The organism is Arenibacterium halophilum, from assembly GCF_005938225.1.
Classification (GTDB): domain Bacteria; phylum Pseudomonadota; class Alphaproteobacteria; order Rhodobacterales; family Rhodobacteraceae; genus Arenibacterium; species Arenibacterium halophilum.
The window spans coordinates 818,883-835,676 of sequence record NZ_VCPC01000001.1; the positions used below are offsets into that span (position 1 = coordinate 818,883).

17 protein-coding genes and 1 tRNA gene are annotated in these 16,794 nt (G+C 63.3%); 7 read left to right on the plus strand and 11 right to left on the minus strand.

All coding sequences use genetic code 11. The annotated features are described in order from the left end of the window. Positions 1-76: 76 nt before the first annotated feature. Positions 77-301, plus strand: a complete 225-nt coding sequence (locus tag FGK64_RS03950; RefSeq protein ID WP_138862473.1) for a hypothetical protein — start codon at positions 77-79, stop codon at positions 299-301. A 260-nt stretch (positions 302-561) separates the two neighbouring features. On the opposite strand, the gene FGK64_RS03955 is transcribed toward FGK64_RS03950, so the two are convergent. The 10 genes from FGK64_RS03955 to coxB form a co-directional block, all read right to left on the minus strand. Next, positions 562-637 (minus strand) — tRNA-Thr (locus tag FGK64_RS03955). Between the two features lie 77 nt (positions 638-714). Then, positions 715-1,299 (minus strand): GNAT family N-acetyltransferase, encoded by a 585-nt coding sequence (locus tag FGK64_RS03960; protein ID WP_138863055.1) that lies wholly within the window; start codon positions 1,297-1,299, stop codon positions 715-717. Positions 1,300-1,345: 46 nt separating this feature from the next. Beyond that, entirely contained in the window at positions 1,346-2,608 is a 1,263-nt protein-coding gene (locus tag FGK64_RS03965) for a M16 family metallopeptidase (protein WP_138862474.1), read from the minus strand. Then, entirely contained in the window at positions 2,605-3,993 is a 1,389-nt protein-coding gene (gene thrC / locus FGK64_RS03970; protein ID WP_138862475.1) for a threonine synthase, read from the minus strand. Before thrC ends, FGK64_RS03965 begins: the two co-directional genes overlap by 4 nt. 5 nt (positions 3,994-3,998) lie before the next feature. Next, entirely contained in the window at positions 3,999-4,664 is a 666-nt protein-coding gene (locus tag FGK64_RS03975) for an SURF1 family protein (protein ID WP_138862476.1), read from the minus strand. A gap of 109 nt (positions 4,665-4,773) precedes the next feature. Next, positions 4,774-5,586: a cytochrome c oxidase subunit 3 gene (locus FGK64_RS03980; RefSeq protein WP_138862477.1), complete on the minus strand. Its 813-nt coding sequence runs from the start codon at positions 5,584-5,586 to the stop codon at positions 4,774-4,776. A 26-nt stretch (positions 5,587-5,612) separates the two neighbouring features. Next, positions 5,613-6,188: a cytochrome c oxidase assembly protein gene (locus FGK64_RS03985; protein ID WP_138862478.1), complete on the minus strand. Its 576-nt coding sequence runs from the start codon at positions 6,186-6,188 to the stop codon at positions 5,613-5,615. After that, positions 6,188-6,349, minus strand: a complete 162-nt coding sequence (locus tag FGK64_RS22110; protein ID WP_171053962.1) for a hypothetical protein — start codon at positions 6,347-6,349, stop codon at positions 6,188-6,190. The genes FGK64_RS03985 and FGK64_RS22110 overlap by 1 nt, the downstream gene beginning before the upstream one ends. After that, a complete protein-coding gene (cyoE, locus tag FGK64_RS03990; RefSeq protein ID WP_138862479.1) occupies positions 6,346-7,287 on the minus strand; it encodes a heme o synthase in 942 nt (313 codons plus the stop codon). The genes FGK64_RS22110 and cyoE overlap by 4 nt, the downstream gene beginning before the upstream one ends. 148 nt (positions 7,288-7,435) lie before the next feature. Continuing rightward, positions 7,436-8,275 carry a cytochrome c oxidase subunit II gene (gene coxB / locus FGK64_RS03995; RefSeq protein WP_138862480.1) on the minus strand — a complete coding sequence of 280 codons (840 nt, stop codon included), beginning with the start codon at positions 8,273-8,275 and terminating at the stop codon, positions 7,436-7,438. A gap of 179 nt (positions 8,276-8,454) precedes the next feature. Here coxB and tldD point away from each other — a divergent pair, with 179 nt between their 5' ends. The 5 genes from tldD (at position 8,455) to FGK64_RS04020 (ending at position 15,346) form a co-directional block, all read left to right on the plus strand. Beyond that, a complete protein-coding gene (tldD, locus tag FGK64_RS04000) occupies positions 8,455-9,876 on the plus strand; it encodes a metalloprotease TldD (protein ID WP_138862481.1) in 1,422 nt (473 codons plus the stop codon). Between the two features lie 95 nt (positions 9,877-9,971). Next, positions 9,972-11,102 carry a DNA-processing protein DprA gene (dprA, locus tag FGK64_RS04005; RefSeq protein WP_138862482.1) on the plus strand — a complete coding sequence of 377 codons (1,131 nt, stop codon included), beginning with the start codon at positions 9,972-9,974 and terminating at the stop codon, positions 11,100-11,102. A 140-nt stretch (positions 11,103-11,242) separates the two neighbouring features. Then, positions 11,243-13,870, plus strand: a complete 2,628-nt coding sequence (gene topA / locus FGK64_RS04010; protein WP_138862483.1) for a type I DNA topoisomerase — start codon at positions 11,243-11,245, stop codon at positions 13,868-13,870. 148 nt (positions 13,871-14,018) lie between these two features. After that, entirely contained in the window at positions 14,019-14,723 is a 705-nt protein-coding gene (locus tag FGK64_RS04015; protein WP_138862484.1) for a CoA transferase subunit A, read from the plus strand. Beyond that, positions 14,723-15,346 carry a 3-oxoacid CoA-transferase subunit B gene (locus tag FGK64_RS04020; RefSeq protein WP_138862485.1) on the plus strand — a complete coding sequence of 208 codons (624 nt, stop codon included), beginning with the start codon at positions 14,723-14,725 and terminating at the stop codon, positions 15,344-15,346. Before FGK64_RS04015 ends, FGK64_RS04020 begins: the two co-directional genes overlap by 1 nt. 54 nt (positions 15,347-15,400) lie before the next feature. Here FGK64_RS04020 and FGK64_RS04025 read toward each other — a convergent pair whose 3' ends face one another. Further along, entirely contained in the window at positions 15,401-16,243 is an 843-nt protein-coding gene (locus FGK64_RS04025; RefSeq protein ID WP_138862486.1) for a lytic transglycosylase domain-containing protein, read from the minus strand. 346 nt (positions 16,244-16,589) lie between these two features. Here FGK64_RS04025 and FGK64_RS04030 point away from each other — a divergent pair, with 346 nt between their 5' ends. Beyond that, the gene (locus FGK64_RS04030; protein ID WP_138862487.1) at positions 16,590-16,775 is read left to right on the plus strand and encodes a hypothetical protein; all 186 of its coding nucleotides are present in this window, start codon (positions 16,590-16,592) and stop codon (positions 16,773-16,775) included. The last annotated feature ends 19 nt before the right edge of the window (positions 16,776-16,794 follow it).

Sequence of the window (16,794 nt, forward strand, 5' to 3'; positions counted from 1 at the left end):
GTGCGCGCGTGGATGGTGGCGCATTTTGTCATGCCCCGCAGATAGATCGACCAACATTGCAAACAAGGAGGTTCGGATGACACGAGATATGACCATTATCGCCTATGTGGCGGCCATCGCATCTGCTGCGGCGGTCCTGACGCTGCCTTGGCTGTTGGCCGTAATCCTGCCGGTTGCCGGACTGGCAATGCTGATCTGCTTCAATCAGCGCCCGCCAAATCGCCTTTGCATTGCGTGCAAGACACTTCCCGCCGAGGTGAACAGCGGAAGATATTGCCGGGTCTGCGCAACCGATCTTTAAGCCGCAGATGCCAGCGCCCCATTCGATGGTGTCGCTCCGCGATCCGTCAGCAGGACATCTTTTGGGCTGACATGGCCCGCGGCTGCACCGATGGCCGAGGAACCAGTTCTTGGTCGCGGTATGCGCACTTCGCTGAAAATAGCTCAAGCCGGGGCTTGCCCATTGATGGCCAGAATAACCACCATCCGCCAAGAACAGATTCGGACGGTCGGACAGACGATTCGCCGCGATAAGAATTTTCAAAAATTTTCAAGGTGTTGTGGTGCCCCCACACGGACTCGAACCGCGGACCTACTGATTACAAATCAGTTGCTCTACCAGCTGAGCTATAGGGGCACTGGCGGGGGGATACTGAAAACCGGAGCGCGCGTCCAGACGGGAAATCGCCGGGCAGGCAAGAATTCGCACCGTGATCACCCGGTTTCGGTGCGCCCGCGGCGGTCGCTGCGCAGGGCTGCGTAAAGGACGTGCGTGCGCCAGCGGCCATCAATCTGGAGGTAGGATTGCGCGACGCCTTCGTACTTGAAGCCCGAGCTTTCCAGCAGCCCGCGCGAGGCAGCATTTTCAGGCAGACAGGCAGCTTCGATGCGGCTGAGATCAAGCCGTGTAAAAGCGTGATGCACAACTGCTGCGGCCGCTTCGCGCATAAAACCGCTGCGCGCGAAGCGTTCGCCGGTCCAATATCCAAGTGTCCCCGCCTGCGCTGGCCCGCGGCGGATATTGTCGAGCGTGATCGCGCCGACCAAGACCTCGTCAGAGCGGCGGAACAGGAAAAGCGGCAAGGCCGAGCCACTGGTGACCGAGCGCTGCGCCCAATAGACCCGGTTGGTGAAGGATTTGCGCGACAGGTGATCGCTGGCCCAGGTCGGCTCCCATTTGGTCAGGAAATCGCGGCTTTCTAGGCGCAGTGCGCTCCATGCGCGAAAGTCGGAATGAACCGGCGGCCGAAGGGTCAGCCGCTCGGTTTCGATCCGCAGCTTGCGCTTGGCCAGCAGCATCATGCGCCCCCCCTTTCGGGGCAGGACAGTGACGCCCCGTCGCGCATCAGGCCGCGCGCCGCGCCTGCAGCGCCGCCAGATCGGGCGCACCATCAACCGGGCCGTAAAGCGCAAGGGCCGCAGGCGCGCGATGCGCCAGTTCCGCCGCGAATTCACGCACGTCGCCAGTGGTGACCGCGTCGATCTTCTGGATCGTGCGCTCGAGCGAGGGCACCTCGTCCCAGATTTGCACCAGCCGGGCCAGACGTTCGGCGCGGTTCGACGGGCTTTCCAGGCCCATCAGCATCCCGGCCTTCATCTGGGCACGGGCACGGGCGACTTCCTGCGCGCTGACATCCGTCGCGGCGCGCTTCATTTCGTCAATCGTGATCCCGGCCAATTCGCTTACCTGCGCGCCGCTGGTCCCGGCGTAGATCGTGGTGACCCCGGTATCGGCATAGGCGCCCGTTTGGGCGAAGATCGAATAGCACAACCCGCGGTTTTCGCGGATTTCCTGAAACAGGCGCGACGACATCCCCCCGCCAAGAACGCTCGAATAGATCTGCGCCGTGTAAAACGCATCGTCACGGTAGCCCGGGCTTTCCAGTGCCAGCGCGAAATGCGCCTGCTCAAGCTGTTTGACCTCGCGCACCTCGCCGCCAGTAAAGCGGGCGGGTTCGACAGTGGCTTGCACCACGGGCGACAGATGGCCGAACATCTTTTCGGCAGCCGCCATCAGTGCATCGTGATCCACCGCGCCCGCAGCCGCCAGAATCATCTGACCGGGGCCATAGTGCTCGGCCACGAAACCGGCCAGATCTGCGCGCGAAAACGCGCCAACCCGTTCTGCGGGGCCAAGGATGGTGCGGCCCAGCGGCTGATCGTGATAGCTCTCGGCCTGAAGCCAGTCAAAGATCACATCGTCCGGCGTATCGCGGGCCTGGCCGATTTCCTGCAGGATCACCCCGCGCTCGACCTCGATTTCCTCGGGGGCGAACACCGGGTTCAGCACGATATCGCCGATCACGTCGAGCGCCAGCGGCACATCGTTTTCCAGCACGCGCGCGTAATAGGCCGTAACCTCGCGGCTGGTATAGGCGTTGATATAGCCGCCGACATCCTCGATGGCCTCGGCAATCTGCAAGGATGTGCGCCGTTCGGTTCCCTTGAACGCCATGTGTTCAAGGAAATGGGCAATGCCGTTCTGTTCCAGCCGTTCGTTGCGGCCACCGGCGGCCACCCATATCCCGATCGAGGCCGATTGCAGGCCCGGCATATGTTCCGAGACGATACGGAAGCCGTTCGCCAGTTGATCCTGTTGCACCGTCACTTGGAGCGCATTCCCCTGATATGTTGCTTGAGCGCCGCCAGATCGTTGGCGATCCGGGTCACCCGTTCCGGCCTGTCATACAGATCGGCCATGCGCGGGGGAAGGGGCGGATGTTGGCCGCTGGCCTCTTCCACTGCAGCTGGAAACTTGGCCGGATGCGCTGTGGCCAGCGTGATCATCGGCACATCCGTGTCGCGCAGCGCCTTTGCCACCTTCACGCCGACGGCGCTGTGCGGGCAGATCAGCTCGGCACTGTCGCGCAGGGTTTCGGCGATGGTTTTCAGCGTTTCCTCTTCGCTGGCAGCGCCCGAGTCGAATATCTCGGTCAGGTATTCCATCGCGCCCTGGCTCACGTCAAAGCCGCCTGTCTTCAACTCGTCCATCAGCTGCGCCACGGCCTTGCCGTCACGGCCATAGGCATCAAACAGGGCGCGTTCGAAATTTGAACTGACCTGAATGTCCATCGACGGGCTGACCGAGGGGCGGGTTTCGCCCTTGCGATACCCCTGTCCCGACAGGCAGCGATGCAGAATGTCGTTCTGGTTGGTCGCCACCACCAGCCGATCAATCGGCAGGCCCATCTGGCGCGCGATATAGCCCGCGAAAATGTCGCCAAAGTTGCCGGTGGGCACCGTAAAGCTGACCTTGCGATCGGGCGCGCCAAGGCTGACGGCGGAAGAGAAGTAATAAACCACCTGCGCCAGCACCCGCGCCCAGTTGATCGAATTCACGGCGGCCAGCCGCACCTCGTCGCGGAAATCGTGGTCTGCGAACATTTCTTTCAGCGCGGCCTGACAATCGTCGAAGTCGCCATCGACGGCCAGCGCGTGCACGTTCGATTCGGCCGGGGTCGTCATCTGGCGGCGCTGCACCTCGCTCACGCGGCCATGCGGGAACAGGATAAACACATCGACATTGTCGAGCCCGCGAAACGCCTCGATCGCGGCGGACCCGGTATCGCCCGAGGTTGCGCCCACGATGGTCACCCGCTCGCCCCGGCGGGCCAGCGCGGTCTGGAACAGCTGACCGATCAGCTGCATCGCGAAGTCCTTGAAGGCGAGCGTAGGGCCGTGGAACAGTTCCAGCAGGAAGTGGTTGGTGTCCAGCTGCGTCAACGGCGCGCGCGCGAGATGGCCGAACCCTTCGTAGGCGCGGGCGATGATGGCGCGGAAGTCGTCATCGGAAAACGTGGCATCCACAAAGGGGCGCATCACGCGGAAGGCGATCTCTTCATAGCTTTGGCCGTTCATGGCGCGGATGTCGTCGGCGGACAGCGTGGGCACCGTTTCAGGCACATAAAGCCCGCCGTCACCGGCAAGGCCCGTCAACATGGCCTCTTCGAAACTCAGCACCGGCGCATTGCCGCGGGTCGAGATATATTGCATGAACCTCAGCCGTTCTTGGGGGCGCCCGGGCGCCACAGGAAAAATGCGGTCATCGCCGCCCAGATCAGGGCCAACGAAAACCAGGTGATGGCATATTGCAAGTGATCGTTCGGGATGCCTTCGGTCCCGACCGGCATGGGCGACGGCCCGGTATCGGTGCGCGCGACCAGCAGAACCGGCTCGGTCCCCAGCGCGGCGGCCATGGCGGGCACGTCGCGGGCGAACCATGTGTTCGCTTTCAGGTCCGGCTCCGGTGTGTATTTGTCGGTCTCGTCCGGCCAATGCAGGTTGCCATCGACCGTAACGGGGCCAAGGCTGCGCGTGTCCTTGGCCTGGGCCGCAGGCACGAACCCGCGATCCAGCAGGATGCGGCGGCCGCCATCGGTTTCAAACGGCGCGATGATGCGGAACCCCGCGCCGATGTTCTTGCGCGACACCAGAACGTGCAGCTCACCCGGAAGGATGGTGCCCGCGACCTGCACGGCCAGGTACTTGTCGGTCTCGGCATCGGGCGCGTCGGGTAAGCCCACCTCGGGCGCGGCGATCTTCGCCTCGATCTCGGCCAGAATGCCGCGCTTCCAATCCAGCCGCTGCACCTGCCAGATGCCCAGCCCGATCAGAACCGCGAATCCGGTCAGGCCAAAGACGATCAGAAAGCCAAAGCGTTTCATGCAGAACGGGAACCCCGGAAAAGATCAAGGCGCGCGCTGGCGAGTCATGCCGGCGCGCGCCTCGTGTCATAGGACGGGACTGCGGGCATTTGAACCCGCAATCGCCAGATCAGAAGCCCGAGGTGCCCCAGACGTAGACAGCCACGAAGAGGAACAGCCACACCACGTCGACGAAGTGCCAGTACCAGGCGGCCGCCTCGAACCCGATGTGTTTCTCGGGGGTGAAATCGCCGCGCATTGCCCGGATCAGGCAGACGATCAGGAAGATGGTCCCGATCAGAACGTGTGCGCCGTGGAAGCCGGTGGCCATGAAGAAGTTCGAATAGAACTGGTCGCCGCCGAATTCCCAGCCGTCATGGGTCAGCAGCAGGATGTATTCATAGGCCTGCAGCGCGGTGAAGGCGATGCCGAAGGCGATCCCGATGGCCAGACCGTTGACCAGTGCCTTGCGGTCGTTGCCATGCACAAGCCCGTGGTGCGCCCATGTCACTGCACAGCCCGACAGCAGCAGCAGCAGCGTGTTGATCAGCGGCAGGTGGAACGGGTCGATGGCGTGGATTTCCGGCGGGATGTATTCGGTGCCGACATAGGACGACATCGGATAGATCGCGTGTTTGAAGAACGACCAGAACCACGCGAAGAAGAACATCACCTCGGACATGATGAACAGGATGAAGCCATAGCGCAGGCCGATCCGAACCACGGGGGTGTGATCGCCGATGTGGCTTTCCTTTACGACTTCGCTCCACCAGGTGAACATGGTGTAGAGGACGCCGACAAAGCCGATCCAGAACACATAGGGCGTGACCTCGTGCATCCAGAGCACGGCGCCGAACAGCATGATGAAGCCGGCGACCGAACCCATGAAGGGCGCGATCGAGGGGGCAAGAATGTGATAGTCGTGGTTTTTAGCATGCGCCATTGGTTTCGTGTCCCTTACCTTGCGGCTTAGTTCAGGTTGTTTTGCTGGCCCGCGTCAAGAGAGGCAAGCCCCTCGGGCAGATCGGTTTCGTAGAAAGTATAGCTGAGCGTGATCGCGTTGACATGCTTTGCGTCGATGTCGTCGACGATCTCGGGATCGACATAGAAGGTCACCGGCATCTGCACGGTTTCCCCCGGTTGCAGTACCTGTTCATTGAAACAGAAGCACTGGATCTTGATGAAATAGCCGCCCGCCTCGTAGGGGAAGACGTTATAGGTGGCGGTGCCCGCGATGGGCCGGTCGGTCGGATTGTGCGCCTCGTAGAAGGCCAGCCCGGTTTCGCCGATCTTGATTTCCATCGTGCGTTCGACCGGTTTGAAATCCCACGCCATGTCGCGGTCGGTCGAGGCGTCGAAACGCACCTTGATAGTGCGGTCCAGAACGTGATCGGCCCCGCTGGCCGAGACACCCGGCACGCCGCCGAAGCCGGTGACCTTGCAGAACCAGCTGTAGAACGGCACCGACGCCCAGGCGAGCCCGCCCATCAGTGCGACGACGCCCACCAGCTTTACCACGGTTTTGCCCGGCCCGGTCATCGCCATCAGTTCAGCTCCTCTGCCTTGGGCATCTGGAAATCGCCGCCCGTCACCTTGACGATCGTCAGCCCGAACACCAGCGCGACGAAGGCAACCAGCACAAGGCCCAGGCCCAGGTTGCGGCCAAAGCGGCGATTGTGGATTTCATGTGTGGGTCGCAGGCTCATGCCCAGCCTCCCAGCCCATAGGGGCGCAGCACGGCTTCGGCCAGAATCGCGCCGAAATGCAGGAAGAGATAGAGCAAAGACAGGCGGAAGAACCGGCGCTCTGTCGCGAAATTATCCGCTTCGGCATCGGTTTCATCGCGGCGCCAGATGCGCACAGCCCCCAGCAGGAACAGCGCGTTCAGCACCACGGCCACCGACAGATACAGCGGACCGCCGAGCGAGGTAAAACCCATGCCTACGGCCAGCAATGCCAGCAGGATCGTATAAACAAGAATGTGCACCCGGGTCGCGCGGCGCCCATGAGTCACCGTCAGCATCGGCACGCCAGCATCGTCGTAATCCGAGCGCATGAACAGCGCCAGCGCCCAGAAATGCGGCGGGGTCCACATGAACGTCAGCGCCACCATCAACCACGGCTCCATCGCCATCTCGCCGGTGACGGCGACCCAGCCGATCAGCGGAGGGAAGGCCCCGGCCAGACCGCCGATCACGATGTTCTGCGGCGTCGAGCGCTTCAGCCACATGGAATAGACGACGACGTAAAAGAAGATGGTAAAGGCCAGCAGCGCCCCGGCGAGGATATTGGTCGCCAGCGCCAGCATGACAACGGCAAAGCCCGACAGCGCCAGCCCCAGCGACAGCGCCTCGCCTTCCTGCACCCGGCCCGAGGGGATCGGGCGATTGCGGGTGCGGCGCATGATCCGGTCGATATCGGCATCCCACCACATGTTCAGCGCGCCCGAGGCGCCACCGCCCACGGCGATGAAAAGGATCGCGCAAAAGCCAACCAACGGATGCACCGAACCGGGCGCGGCCAGCAACCCGGCAAAAGCGGTAAACACCACCAGCGCCATCACGCGGGGCTTCAGAAGGGCGAAATAATCGCCGAAACCGGCCTCACCTGCCGTGGCTTGCGTCGGGATGCTTGCGTCGGTCATGCGTCACTCGTTCAGATCGGGCGCCCGGATCGGGCGGTCAGGTCGGCGGTCTGGCCAAGGGATGTCAGGCCCCGGGCCCCTGCCCTGCCGAACCCCCGCCGGTCCCGGCAGGGGCAAGCGGGCCGCATCGGCCCGAAAAACGCCGCGCTTAGCGCGACGCGACGGTGATCGGCAGCGGCTTGCCCGCGTATTGCTCGATCGCGCCATTCAGCCATGCGTCATAGGCTTCCTGGCTGACCACCTTGACGGTGATCGGCATATAGGCGTGGTCCTTGCCGCAGAGTTCCGAGCACTGACCGAAGTAAACGCCTTCCTGCTCGGCATTGAACCACAGTTCGGCCAGACGGCCCGGAACGCCGTCCTGCTTCACGCCGAAGGCCGGGATCGTCCACGAATGGATCACGTCGGCTGCCGTCACCTGAACCACAACGGTCGTATCGACGGGCACGACAACGGCGGTGTCGGTCGCCAGCAGGTATTCATCGGGGCTGTAGCCTGCCTCGGCCAGCTGTTCCTTTTGCAGCATGAAGCTGTCAAAGCCGAACTCGTGGTCGACGTATTCATAGCTCCAGTACCACTGGTTGCCCGTCGCCTTGATGGTCAGCTCGGCCTCGGGGATTTCCTGCTGGTCGAACAGCACCGGCAGCGAGAAGGCACCGATCAGCACAAGGATGAACACCGGGATGATCGTCCATGCGATTTCCAGAGGCGTGTTATGGGTGAACGACGACGGCTTGGGGTTGGCCCGGGCGTTGAACCGCAGGATCGCGTAGGCCAGCAGCGCGGTCACGAACAGGCAGATCACCGCGATGATGATCAGAATCAGGTGATCCAGACTCTGCTGTTCATGAGCGAGTCGCGTGACGGCCGGCTGAAAGCCGGTGCCCGCCGCGTGCGGTTTGCCGATGGTCTCCAACCCGTCCTGAGCAAAGGCCGGCAGGGCCGAGAATGCTGTGAGAAGGCCCGAAAGCGTCAATGCAGTTTTCATGTCAGTTCCTGATCGGTTGATCGCGTTGGTACCGAAACCTGCGCGCGCCACATGGCGGAACGCCTGCCCCGTTGTCTTTGCTGCGTGTTAAAACCATATTCCGTCAGACAGATAAAGACTGATGCTTGCGTCAAAACGGCGCTTTTTCGATTTATCGCAACCCAGAAAGGCCCGCCAGCATGTCCGACACCCCGTTTCGCCCCTTTGAAACAACGCTTCCGCTGGACGAGGCGCTGGTTGAACTGCGCTCGGCCACCCATGGCGCCGATGATGGAGAGATTTTCGTGGAACGCCGCCGATCGGAATCGCTGGTGTTCGATGACGGGCGGCTGAAAAGCGCGAATTACGATGCGTCCGAGGGATTCGGCCTGCGCGCGGTGCGTGGCGAGGTGGCCGGCTATGCCCATTCCACCGAGGTCAGCATGGCCGCACTGAAACGCGCGGGCGACACCGCGCGGCTGGCGGTAGGCGATGGCGGCGGTACCCTGGCCGAGCCGCCGACGCCCACGAACCGGCGACTCTATACCGATGCCGATCCCATTGGCGGCACGGCGTTTTCCGTCAAGATCGACACGCTGCGCGAGATCGACGCCTTTGCCCGCGGGTTGGATTCGCGTGTGGTGCAGGTTTCGGCGGCGCTGTCCGCTTCGGTGCAAGAGGTTGAAATCCTGCGCCCCGATGGGGTGCATGTGCGCGACGTGCGCCCGATGGTCCGCCTGAACGTGTCGGTCATTGTCGAAGAAAACGGCCGCCGCGAAACCGGCACGGCCGGCGGCGGCGGCCGCCTTGGCCTCGACGGGCTGATCGCCCCGGCCGACTGGCAGGCCAAGACGCGCGAGGCGCTGCGCATCGCACTGGTGAATCTTGGCGCCGAGCCCGCACCCGCTGGCGTGATGGAGGTTGTTCTTGGGCCCGGCTGGCCCGGCATCCTGCTGCACGAGGCCATTGGCCACGGGCTGGAGGGCGATTTCAACCGCAAAGGCAGTTCCGCCTTTGCCGGTCTGATGGGACAGCGAATCGCCGCCCCCGGGGTGACCGTGCTGGACGATGGAACGATTCCCGACCGGCGCGGGTCGATCACCGTGGATGACGAAGGCACGCCCTCGGGCAAGACCACGCTGATCGAAGACGGCATATTGGTCGGCTTCATGCAGGATCGCCAGAACGCACGGCTGATGAACACCGCCCCCACCGGCAACGGACGCCGCCAGAGCTTTGCGCATAAACCAATGCCGCGCATGACGAACACCTATATGCTGGGCGGTGACGCCGACCCCAGCGACATTGTTGCCAGCATGAAAGACGGTATCTGGGCCGTGGGATTCGGCGGCGGCCAGGTCGACATCACCAACGGCAAGTTCGTGTTTTCCTGCACCGAAGCCTATCGCGTTAAGAACGGCAAAATCGGCGCCCCGGTGAAGGGAGCGACGCTGATCGGAGACGGCGCCACCGCGCTGAACCGGATTCGCGCGCTGGGCAACGACATGGCGCTGGATCCGGGACTGGGCAACTGCGGCAAGGATGGCCAGTGGGTGCCCGTCGGCGTGGGCCAGCCCACCGTCATGATCGACGGCCTGACGGTGGGCGGCGCCGCGACATAAATTTTTTTCGCGAATCCGCAAAATCCGTATTCTGGTTTACGGCCTGTTAACCTTGGCGCGTGTACCCATGATCCTGCAATCAGGCGGAGTTACGGATGACCGGGGAATTACATTCTTCCACTCACCCCCCACTCCCACCCACCACGGAAGAAGACCGGTTCTCGTGGCTCCGTCTGTTGCGCTCGCGGAAGGTGGGCGTCACCACGTTTCATCGCCTTCTGGCCGAGCATGGCACGGCGCAGAATGCCCTTGCCGCGTTGCCCGAAGTGGCACGCAAGGCCGGGATAGACGGGTATGAAATTTGCCCACCCGGTGTGGTCGAAGCCGAATTAAAGGCCGCAAGAGCCGTCAAAGCGCGGCTCTTGTGCCTTGGCACCCCCGACTATCCCTCTCTTCTGGCCGATATCGCGGATGCCCCGCCCCTGCTGTGGGCGCTTGGCGACATCTCGCTGCTGAAACGGCCCGCCATCGCCATGGTGGGGGCGCGCAACTGTTCCTCGCTTGGCACCCGCATGGCCCGCGCGCTGGCCACCGATCTGGGCGCGGCGGGGCATGTCATCGTCTCGGGGCTGGCGCGCGGGGTCGATACCGCCGCGCATCTGGCCGCGCTCGACACCGGAACGATTGCCGTGATGGCCGGCGGGGTAGATGCCGTCTATCCACTGGAAAACACTGATCTGGCCCGCGACATCGCCGAACGTGGCCTGCGCGTGTCAGAGCAACCCATCGGCGTGCACCCGCAGGCGCGGCACTTTCCGCCGCGCAACCGGATCATCTCGGGGCTGGCCCGCGCCGTTGTGGTGATCGAGGCCGCCGCCAAATCCGGCAGCCTGATCACCGCGCGCGATGCGCTGGATCAGGGGCGCGATGTGATGGCTGTTCCTGGCCACCCCTTCGACGCCCGCGCCTCGGGCTGCAACATGCTGATCCGCGATGGCGCGCTGCTCGTGCGCAATGCCGACGATATCCTGTCGACGCTGACCCCGATGGAGCCTGCGCAACCCGATCTGTTCGAATCTCCGCCCCCGCCCGAACGCGAGGCGCCCGACATCGCCACACTGCACCGCCAGATCCTCGACAAACTTGGCCCCGCCCCGCTGGCCGAGGATCAGCTGATCCGCGATCTGGCCCTTTCGGCGCGTGTGGTCGGCCCGGCGCTGGTCGATCTGGAACTTGACGGCCGGGTGGAACGGCAATCGGGCGGGCTGCTGTCGCGTCTGCACTGACGCATCCAGCCTGCAAACTGTTGCGGCAACCACCCCATACCGCCGCGCCATTTTCGCGCGGATTGACAATCAGCCCTTGCACCCCACATGTAGCCCGATCATAGAACGGCCCCGAATCCGCACATGAGGTTAAGAGCTAAATGCCCGTAGTTGTTGTCGAATCCCCGGCCAAAGCCAAAACGATCAACAAGTATCTGGGCCCCGGTTACACCGTTCTGGCGTCCTACGGCCATGTGCGCGATCTGCCGCCAAAGGATGGTTCGGTCGACCCAGAGCATGATTTCGACATGAAATGGGAGGTTGCCAGCGACAGCCGCAAGCATGTCAAAGCCATCGCCGATGCGCTGGCTGAAGACGGAGAATTGATCCTCGCGACTGACCCCGATCGCGAAGGCGAAGCGATCAGCTGGCACCTGCAAGAGGCGCTGACCAAGCGCAAGTCGATCAAGAAGGACACGCCGGTCAGCCGAGTCACCTTCAACGCGATCACCAAGGACGCGGTGGCGCAGGCCATGGCCAACCCCCGGCAGGTCGACATGCCACTGGTCGAGGCCTACCTGGCGCGCCGCGCGCTGGATTACCTCGTCGGGTTCAACCTGTCGCCGGTGCTGTGGCGCAAGCTGCCCGGTGCGAAATCGGCGGGGCGCGTGCAATCGGTCTGCCTGCGGCTGATCGTCGAGCGCGAGATGGAGATCGAGGCGTTCCGCGCCCGCGAATACTGGAGCGTGAAGGCGCTGCTGGCGACGCCGCGCGGGCAGGAGTACGAGGCGCGGCTGACCGTTCTGGCCGGCAAGAAGCTGGACCGCTACGACATCGAAAACGGCACCCAGGCCGAGCTGGCCGTGCAGGCGATCACCAGCCGCGATCTGACCGTCACCTCGGTCGAGGCGAAGCCTGCCAGCCGCAACCCCAGCGCGCCCTTCATGACCTCGACCCTGCAACAGGAAGCCAGCCGCAAGTTCGGCATGGGCGCGCGCCAGACGATGAGCGCGGCGCAGCGCCTGTACGAGGCCGGGCACATCACCTATATGCGGACCGACGGCATCGACATGGCGCCCGAGGCCGTCAGCGCCGCACGCGACGCGATTGCCGCGCGGTTCGGCAAGGATTACGTGCCGGGCAGCCCGCGCATCTACAAGAACAAGGCGAAGAACGCGCAGGAAGCGCACGAATGTATTCGCCCGACTGACATGACCGCCGATGCGGACGCGCTGAAGCTGACCGATGCGGACCAGCGCAAGCTGTACGATCTGATCTGGAAACGCACGCTGGCCTGCCAGATGGAATCGGCCCGGCTGGAACGCACCACGGTCGACGTGGGCAGCCGCGATGGCCAGGTCGAGCTGCGCGCCACCGGGCAGGTGGTGCTGTTCGACGGGTTCCTGCGCGTTTATGAAGAAGGCCGCGACGACGCGGTGACCGATGACGACGACAAGCGCCTGCCCCAGATCAGCCAGGGCGAAAAGGCCGACAAGCGCAGCGTCACGCCCGAGCAGCACTTCACCCAGCCCCCGCCCCGCTATACCGAGGCAACGCTGGTCAAGCGCATGGAAGAGCTGGGCATCGGTCGCCCCTCGACCTATGCCAGCATCGTCACCACGATCCAGGACCGCGAATACGTCCGCAAGGACAAGAACCGCCTGATCCCCGAGGACAAGGGCCGTCTGGTCACGGCCTTCCTTCAGAACTATTTCCAGAAATACGTCGGGTACGACTTCACCGCCGGGCTCGAGGACGAACTGGACCACGTCAGCGCGGGCGATGCCGATTACAAGGCCGTGTTGAACCGCTTCTGGCGCGATTTCTCGGCCGCGATCGCCGAAACCAGCGAGCTGCGGATCACCGACGTTCTGGAGAAAATAAACGAGGTGCTGGAGCCGCACCTGTTCCCGCCGACCGAGGATGGCAGCGACCCGCGTCGTTGCCCCAACTGTGGCGAGGGGCGGCTTTCCATGCGCACCGCGCGCTCTGGCGGGGCCTTCATCGGATGCTCGAACTACCCCGAGTGCCGCTATACCCGCGCCTTCGGCCCTCCGGGTGCGGAAGACGATGGCGCGATTCCGCCCGATGGCAAGCTGCTGGGCGAAGACATGGGCGACGAAATCCGCGTCTTCAAAGGCCGCTTCGGCCCCTATGTTCAGCGCGGCCCGGTGACGGAAGAGAACAAGAAGCCCCCGCGCCAGTCGGTGCCCAAGGATTGGCCCGCAGAAGAGCTGGAACTGGAGCGTGCCGTGATGCTGCTAAGCCTGCCGCGTGAGATCGGCCCACACCCCGAAGACGGCGTGATGGTCTGGTCGAACATCGGACGCTATGGCCCTTACATCAAACACGCGCCCAGCACATCGGACCGGGGCGGCACCAACGCCAACCTTGAAAGTCTGGACGAGGTGTTCACCGTCGGCATGAACCGCGCCGTGCAGCTGCTGGCCGAAAAGGTTGCCAGCCGGGGCGGTCGCGGGCGCGCGGCCGCACCTCTGCGCGAGTTGGGCGAACACCCCGAGGCAGGCGGCCCCGTGTCGATCATGTCGGGCAAATACGGTCCCTACGTGAAATGGGAAAAGATCAACGCCACCCTGCCCGACACCATCGAGCCCGACCAGGTGACGATGGAACAGGCGGTCGAGTTGATCGCCGAACGCGCCGCCAAATCGGGCAAGAAGGCGCCCAAGAAAGCCGCCGCCAAGAAACCGGCAGCCAAGAAGGCCCCGGCCAAGAAAGCGGCCGCGAAAAAGGCTCCGGCGAAGAAGGCCCCAAAGGCCGAAGAGTAACCCGATTGCCTGCCGCGCGGTCAGTTGGCGCTAACATGCGTCGACTGACCGCGCGGCGGTGCCCCCTCTCCTGCTATTGACGCTGCGTCCGATTGACTTCACCCGTCGCGGGCGGCACACAAAGGCGAACGTTCTGCGGGAGTATCTGATGAAGAAAGTCTATGAATCCGCCGCCGACGCGCTGGATGGCGTGTTGTTCGACGGTATGCTGATTGCCGCCGGGGGCTTTGGCCTCTGCGGCATTCCCGAACTGCTGATCGCGGCCATCCGTGACGCCGGCACCAAGGATCTGACCGTCGCCTCGAACAACGCCGGGGTGGATGATTTCGGCCTTGGCGTGCTGCTGCAATCCCGTCAGGTGAAAAAGATGATGTCGTCCTACGTGGGCGAAAACGCCGAGTTCATGCGCCAGTACCTGAGCGGCGAACTGGAGCTGGAATTCAACCCGCAGGGCACGCTGGCCGAGCGGATGCGCGCAGGTGGCAGCGGCATTCCGGGCTTCTATACCAAAACCGGCGTCGGGACCGTGATTGCCGAGGGCAAAGAGGTCAAGAATTTCAACGGGCAGGATTACATCCTTGAAGAAGGCATCTTTGCAGACCTGTCCATCGTCAAGGCGTGGAAGGCCGACGACACCGGGAACCTGATCTTCCGCAAGACAGCGCGCAACTTCAACCCGCCCGCAGCCATGTGCGGCAAGATCTGCATCGCCGAGGTCGAGGAAATCGTGCCCCGCGGCGAGCTGGACCCCGATCTAATCCACCTGCCCGGCATCTACGTGCATCGCATCATTCAGGGCGAACACGAAAAGCGGATCGAACAGCGCACCGTGCGCAAGAAGGAGGAAGCCTGATGCCCTGGGATCGCAACCAGATGGCCGCGCGCGCGGCGGAAGAGCTTGAAGACGGCATGTATGTGAACCTGGGTATCGGCATTCCGACGCTGGTGGCCAACTATGTGGGCGACAAGGACATCACCCTGCAATCCGAGAACGGGATGCTGGGCATGGGCCCCTTCCCCGTCGAGGGCGAGGAAGACGCCGACCTGATCAACGCCGGCAAGCAGACCATCACCGAATTGTCGCGCACGTCCTATTTCGACAGCGCCATGAGCTTTGGCATGATCCGGGGCGGCAAGATCGCGGCAGCTATCCTTGGCGCCATGGAAGTGGCCGAAAACGGTGATCTGGCGAACTGGATGATTCCGGGCAAGCTCGTCAAGGGCATGGGCGGCGCGATGGATCTGGTCGCCGGTGTGGGCCGCGTGATTGTGGTTATGGACCACCAGAACAAAGCCGGTGAATCCAAGGTGCTGCAATCCTGCACCCTGCCGCTGACCGGTAAGGGCGTGGTAGACCGCATCATAACCAACCTTGGCGTTCTGGACGTGGTCGAGGGCGGGCTGAAGATTGTCGAATGCGCCGATGGCGTGACCGAGCAGGACCTGCGCGCCGCGACCGAAGCCACGATCGTCTGATCGCCGGTACATCGCACATGAGAAAGGAGGCGTTCGCGCCTCTTTTTTTGCGCTCTAGTTCATCGCAACAAAAACACAGCCATCTGAAATCAGCTGTGGCGGTGTCTGGCACAGCCCGCTGGCCAGTTGGAAGGCGGCCAGCACTTTGGGTACGTAATCGCGCGTTTCCGCAAAGGGCGGCACACCATTGTGGTTGCGGACCGAGCCTTCGCCCGCGTTGTATCCGGCCAGCACCAGGATCGGATCGTTGCCGAATTCGCCCATCAGCCAATCCAGGTAACGCACGCCGCCTTTTATGTTTTCCTCGGCGATCATCCGGTCGGCCACGCCAAAGCGTTCGGCGGTTGCGGGCATCAGCTGCATCAACCCGGCGGCGCCCGCATGGCTGACGGCATCCGCCCGCCCCGCCGATTCCACCGCGATCACCGCCAACACCAGCGCGGGCGACACCCGCGTGCCCACCGTATTGCGCAGGATCGGTACGCCCTGGCTGCGGGCAATGTCTTGCAACGATTGCAGCCGCGGCACGGCAACCTTGCCTTGCGACCCGATGGCTGTCAGCGCCGGGCCAAGACGGCCCGGACCCGCGCTGGTCAGCTCGGGCGAGACCTGATCCCAGAACCATGCGTATTTGCCCAGCGGACCGGCGGGCGCTTCGCCCTCGGGCGCCGCAGGTTGCGGCAAGGGGCGCGCGGCCAGCACGCGGGCCTGTTCGTCTGGGTCGATCTGGACGGTAATGCGGCGATTGGCGGGTTTGGCCCCCGGCAACCCGGATTTGCCCGGTGGCACGACACGCTTGGCCGAGAACTCGGGGAACGCCGAAGGCGCCTCGGCCCGCGCCAAGGGGGCCCCGGCCAAGGCCAAAGCCACAAGAGAATAGATCGCGAACCTGCTCATCGCGCTGCCTCTGGTTTTTGTCCTTGATCGGTTGCCTGCCCCTGCTTTGGCCAGAGAAAACCGGTGCAAACGGGACGATTTTGCCTGAATTGACGCCTATTTGCATCGTTCAGCCACGCCAGACAGCGCCAAAACGGAAAATTATTAAAGCAAAATCAACAACTTGAATGCAAACCACCCCCTATCCGTCGCGGCGCGAAAATTTCCCCGTTTTGGCCCAATTCCTGACATGACCGATGGCGATACACATCCCATCGCGACGTCCACAAGCCTTTAGAGAGAGCGGCTTGGTCATGGAAGACGCGGAACCAAAACTGACCAATGCGATCCTTTGGAGGGACGAAACATGATCAAGTTCTTCAAGAACTTCCGTAAAGACGAAAATGGTGCTGTGACTGTGGACTGGGTCGTTCTGACCGCAGCTGTCGTTGCTCTGGCCGGCGCGGCCTACACCTCGATCCAGACCGGCGCCACCAGCCTGACCGAGTCGACCGGCTCGTTCATCGAAGGCAAGAACCCGAGCGGCGAATAATCCTCGCCACGGGACTTCC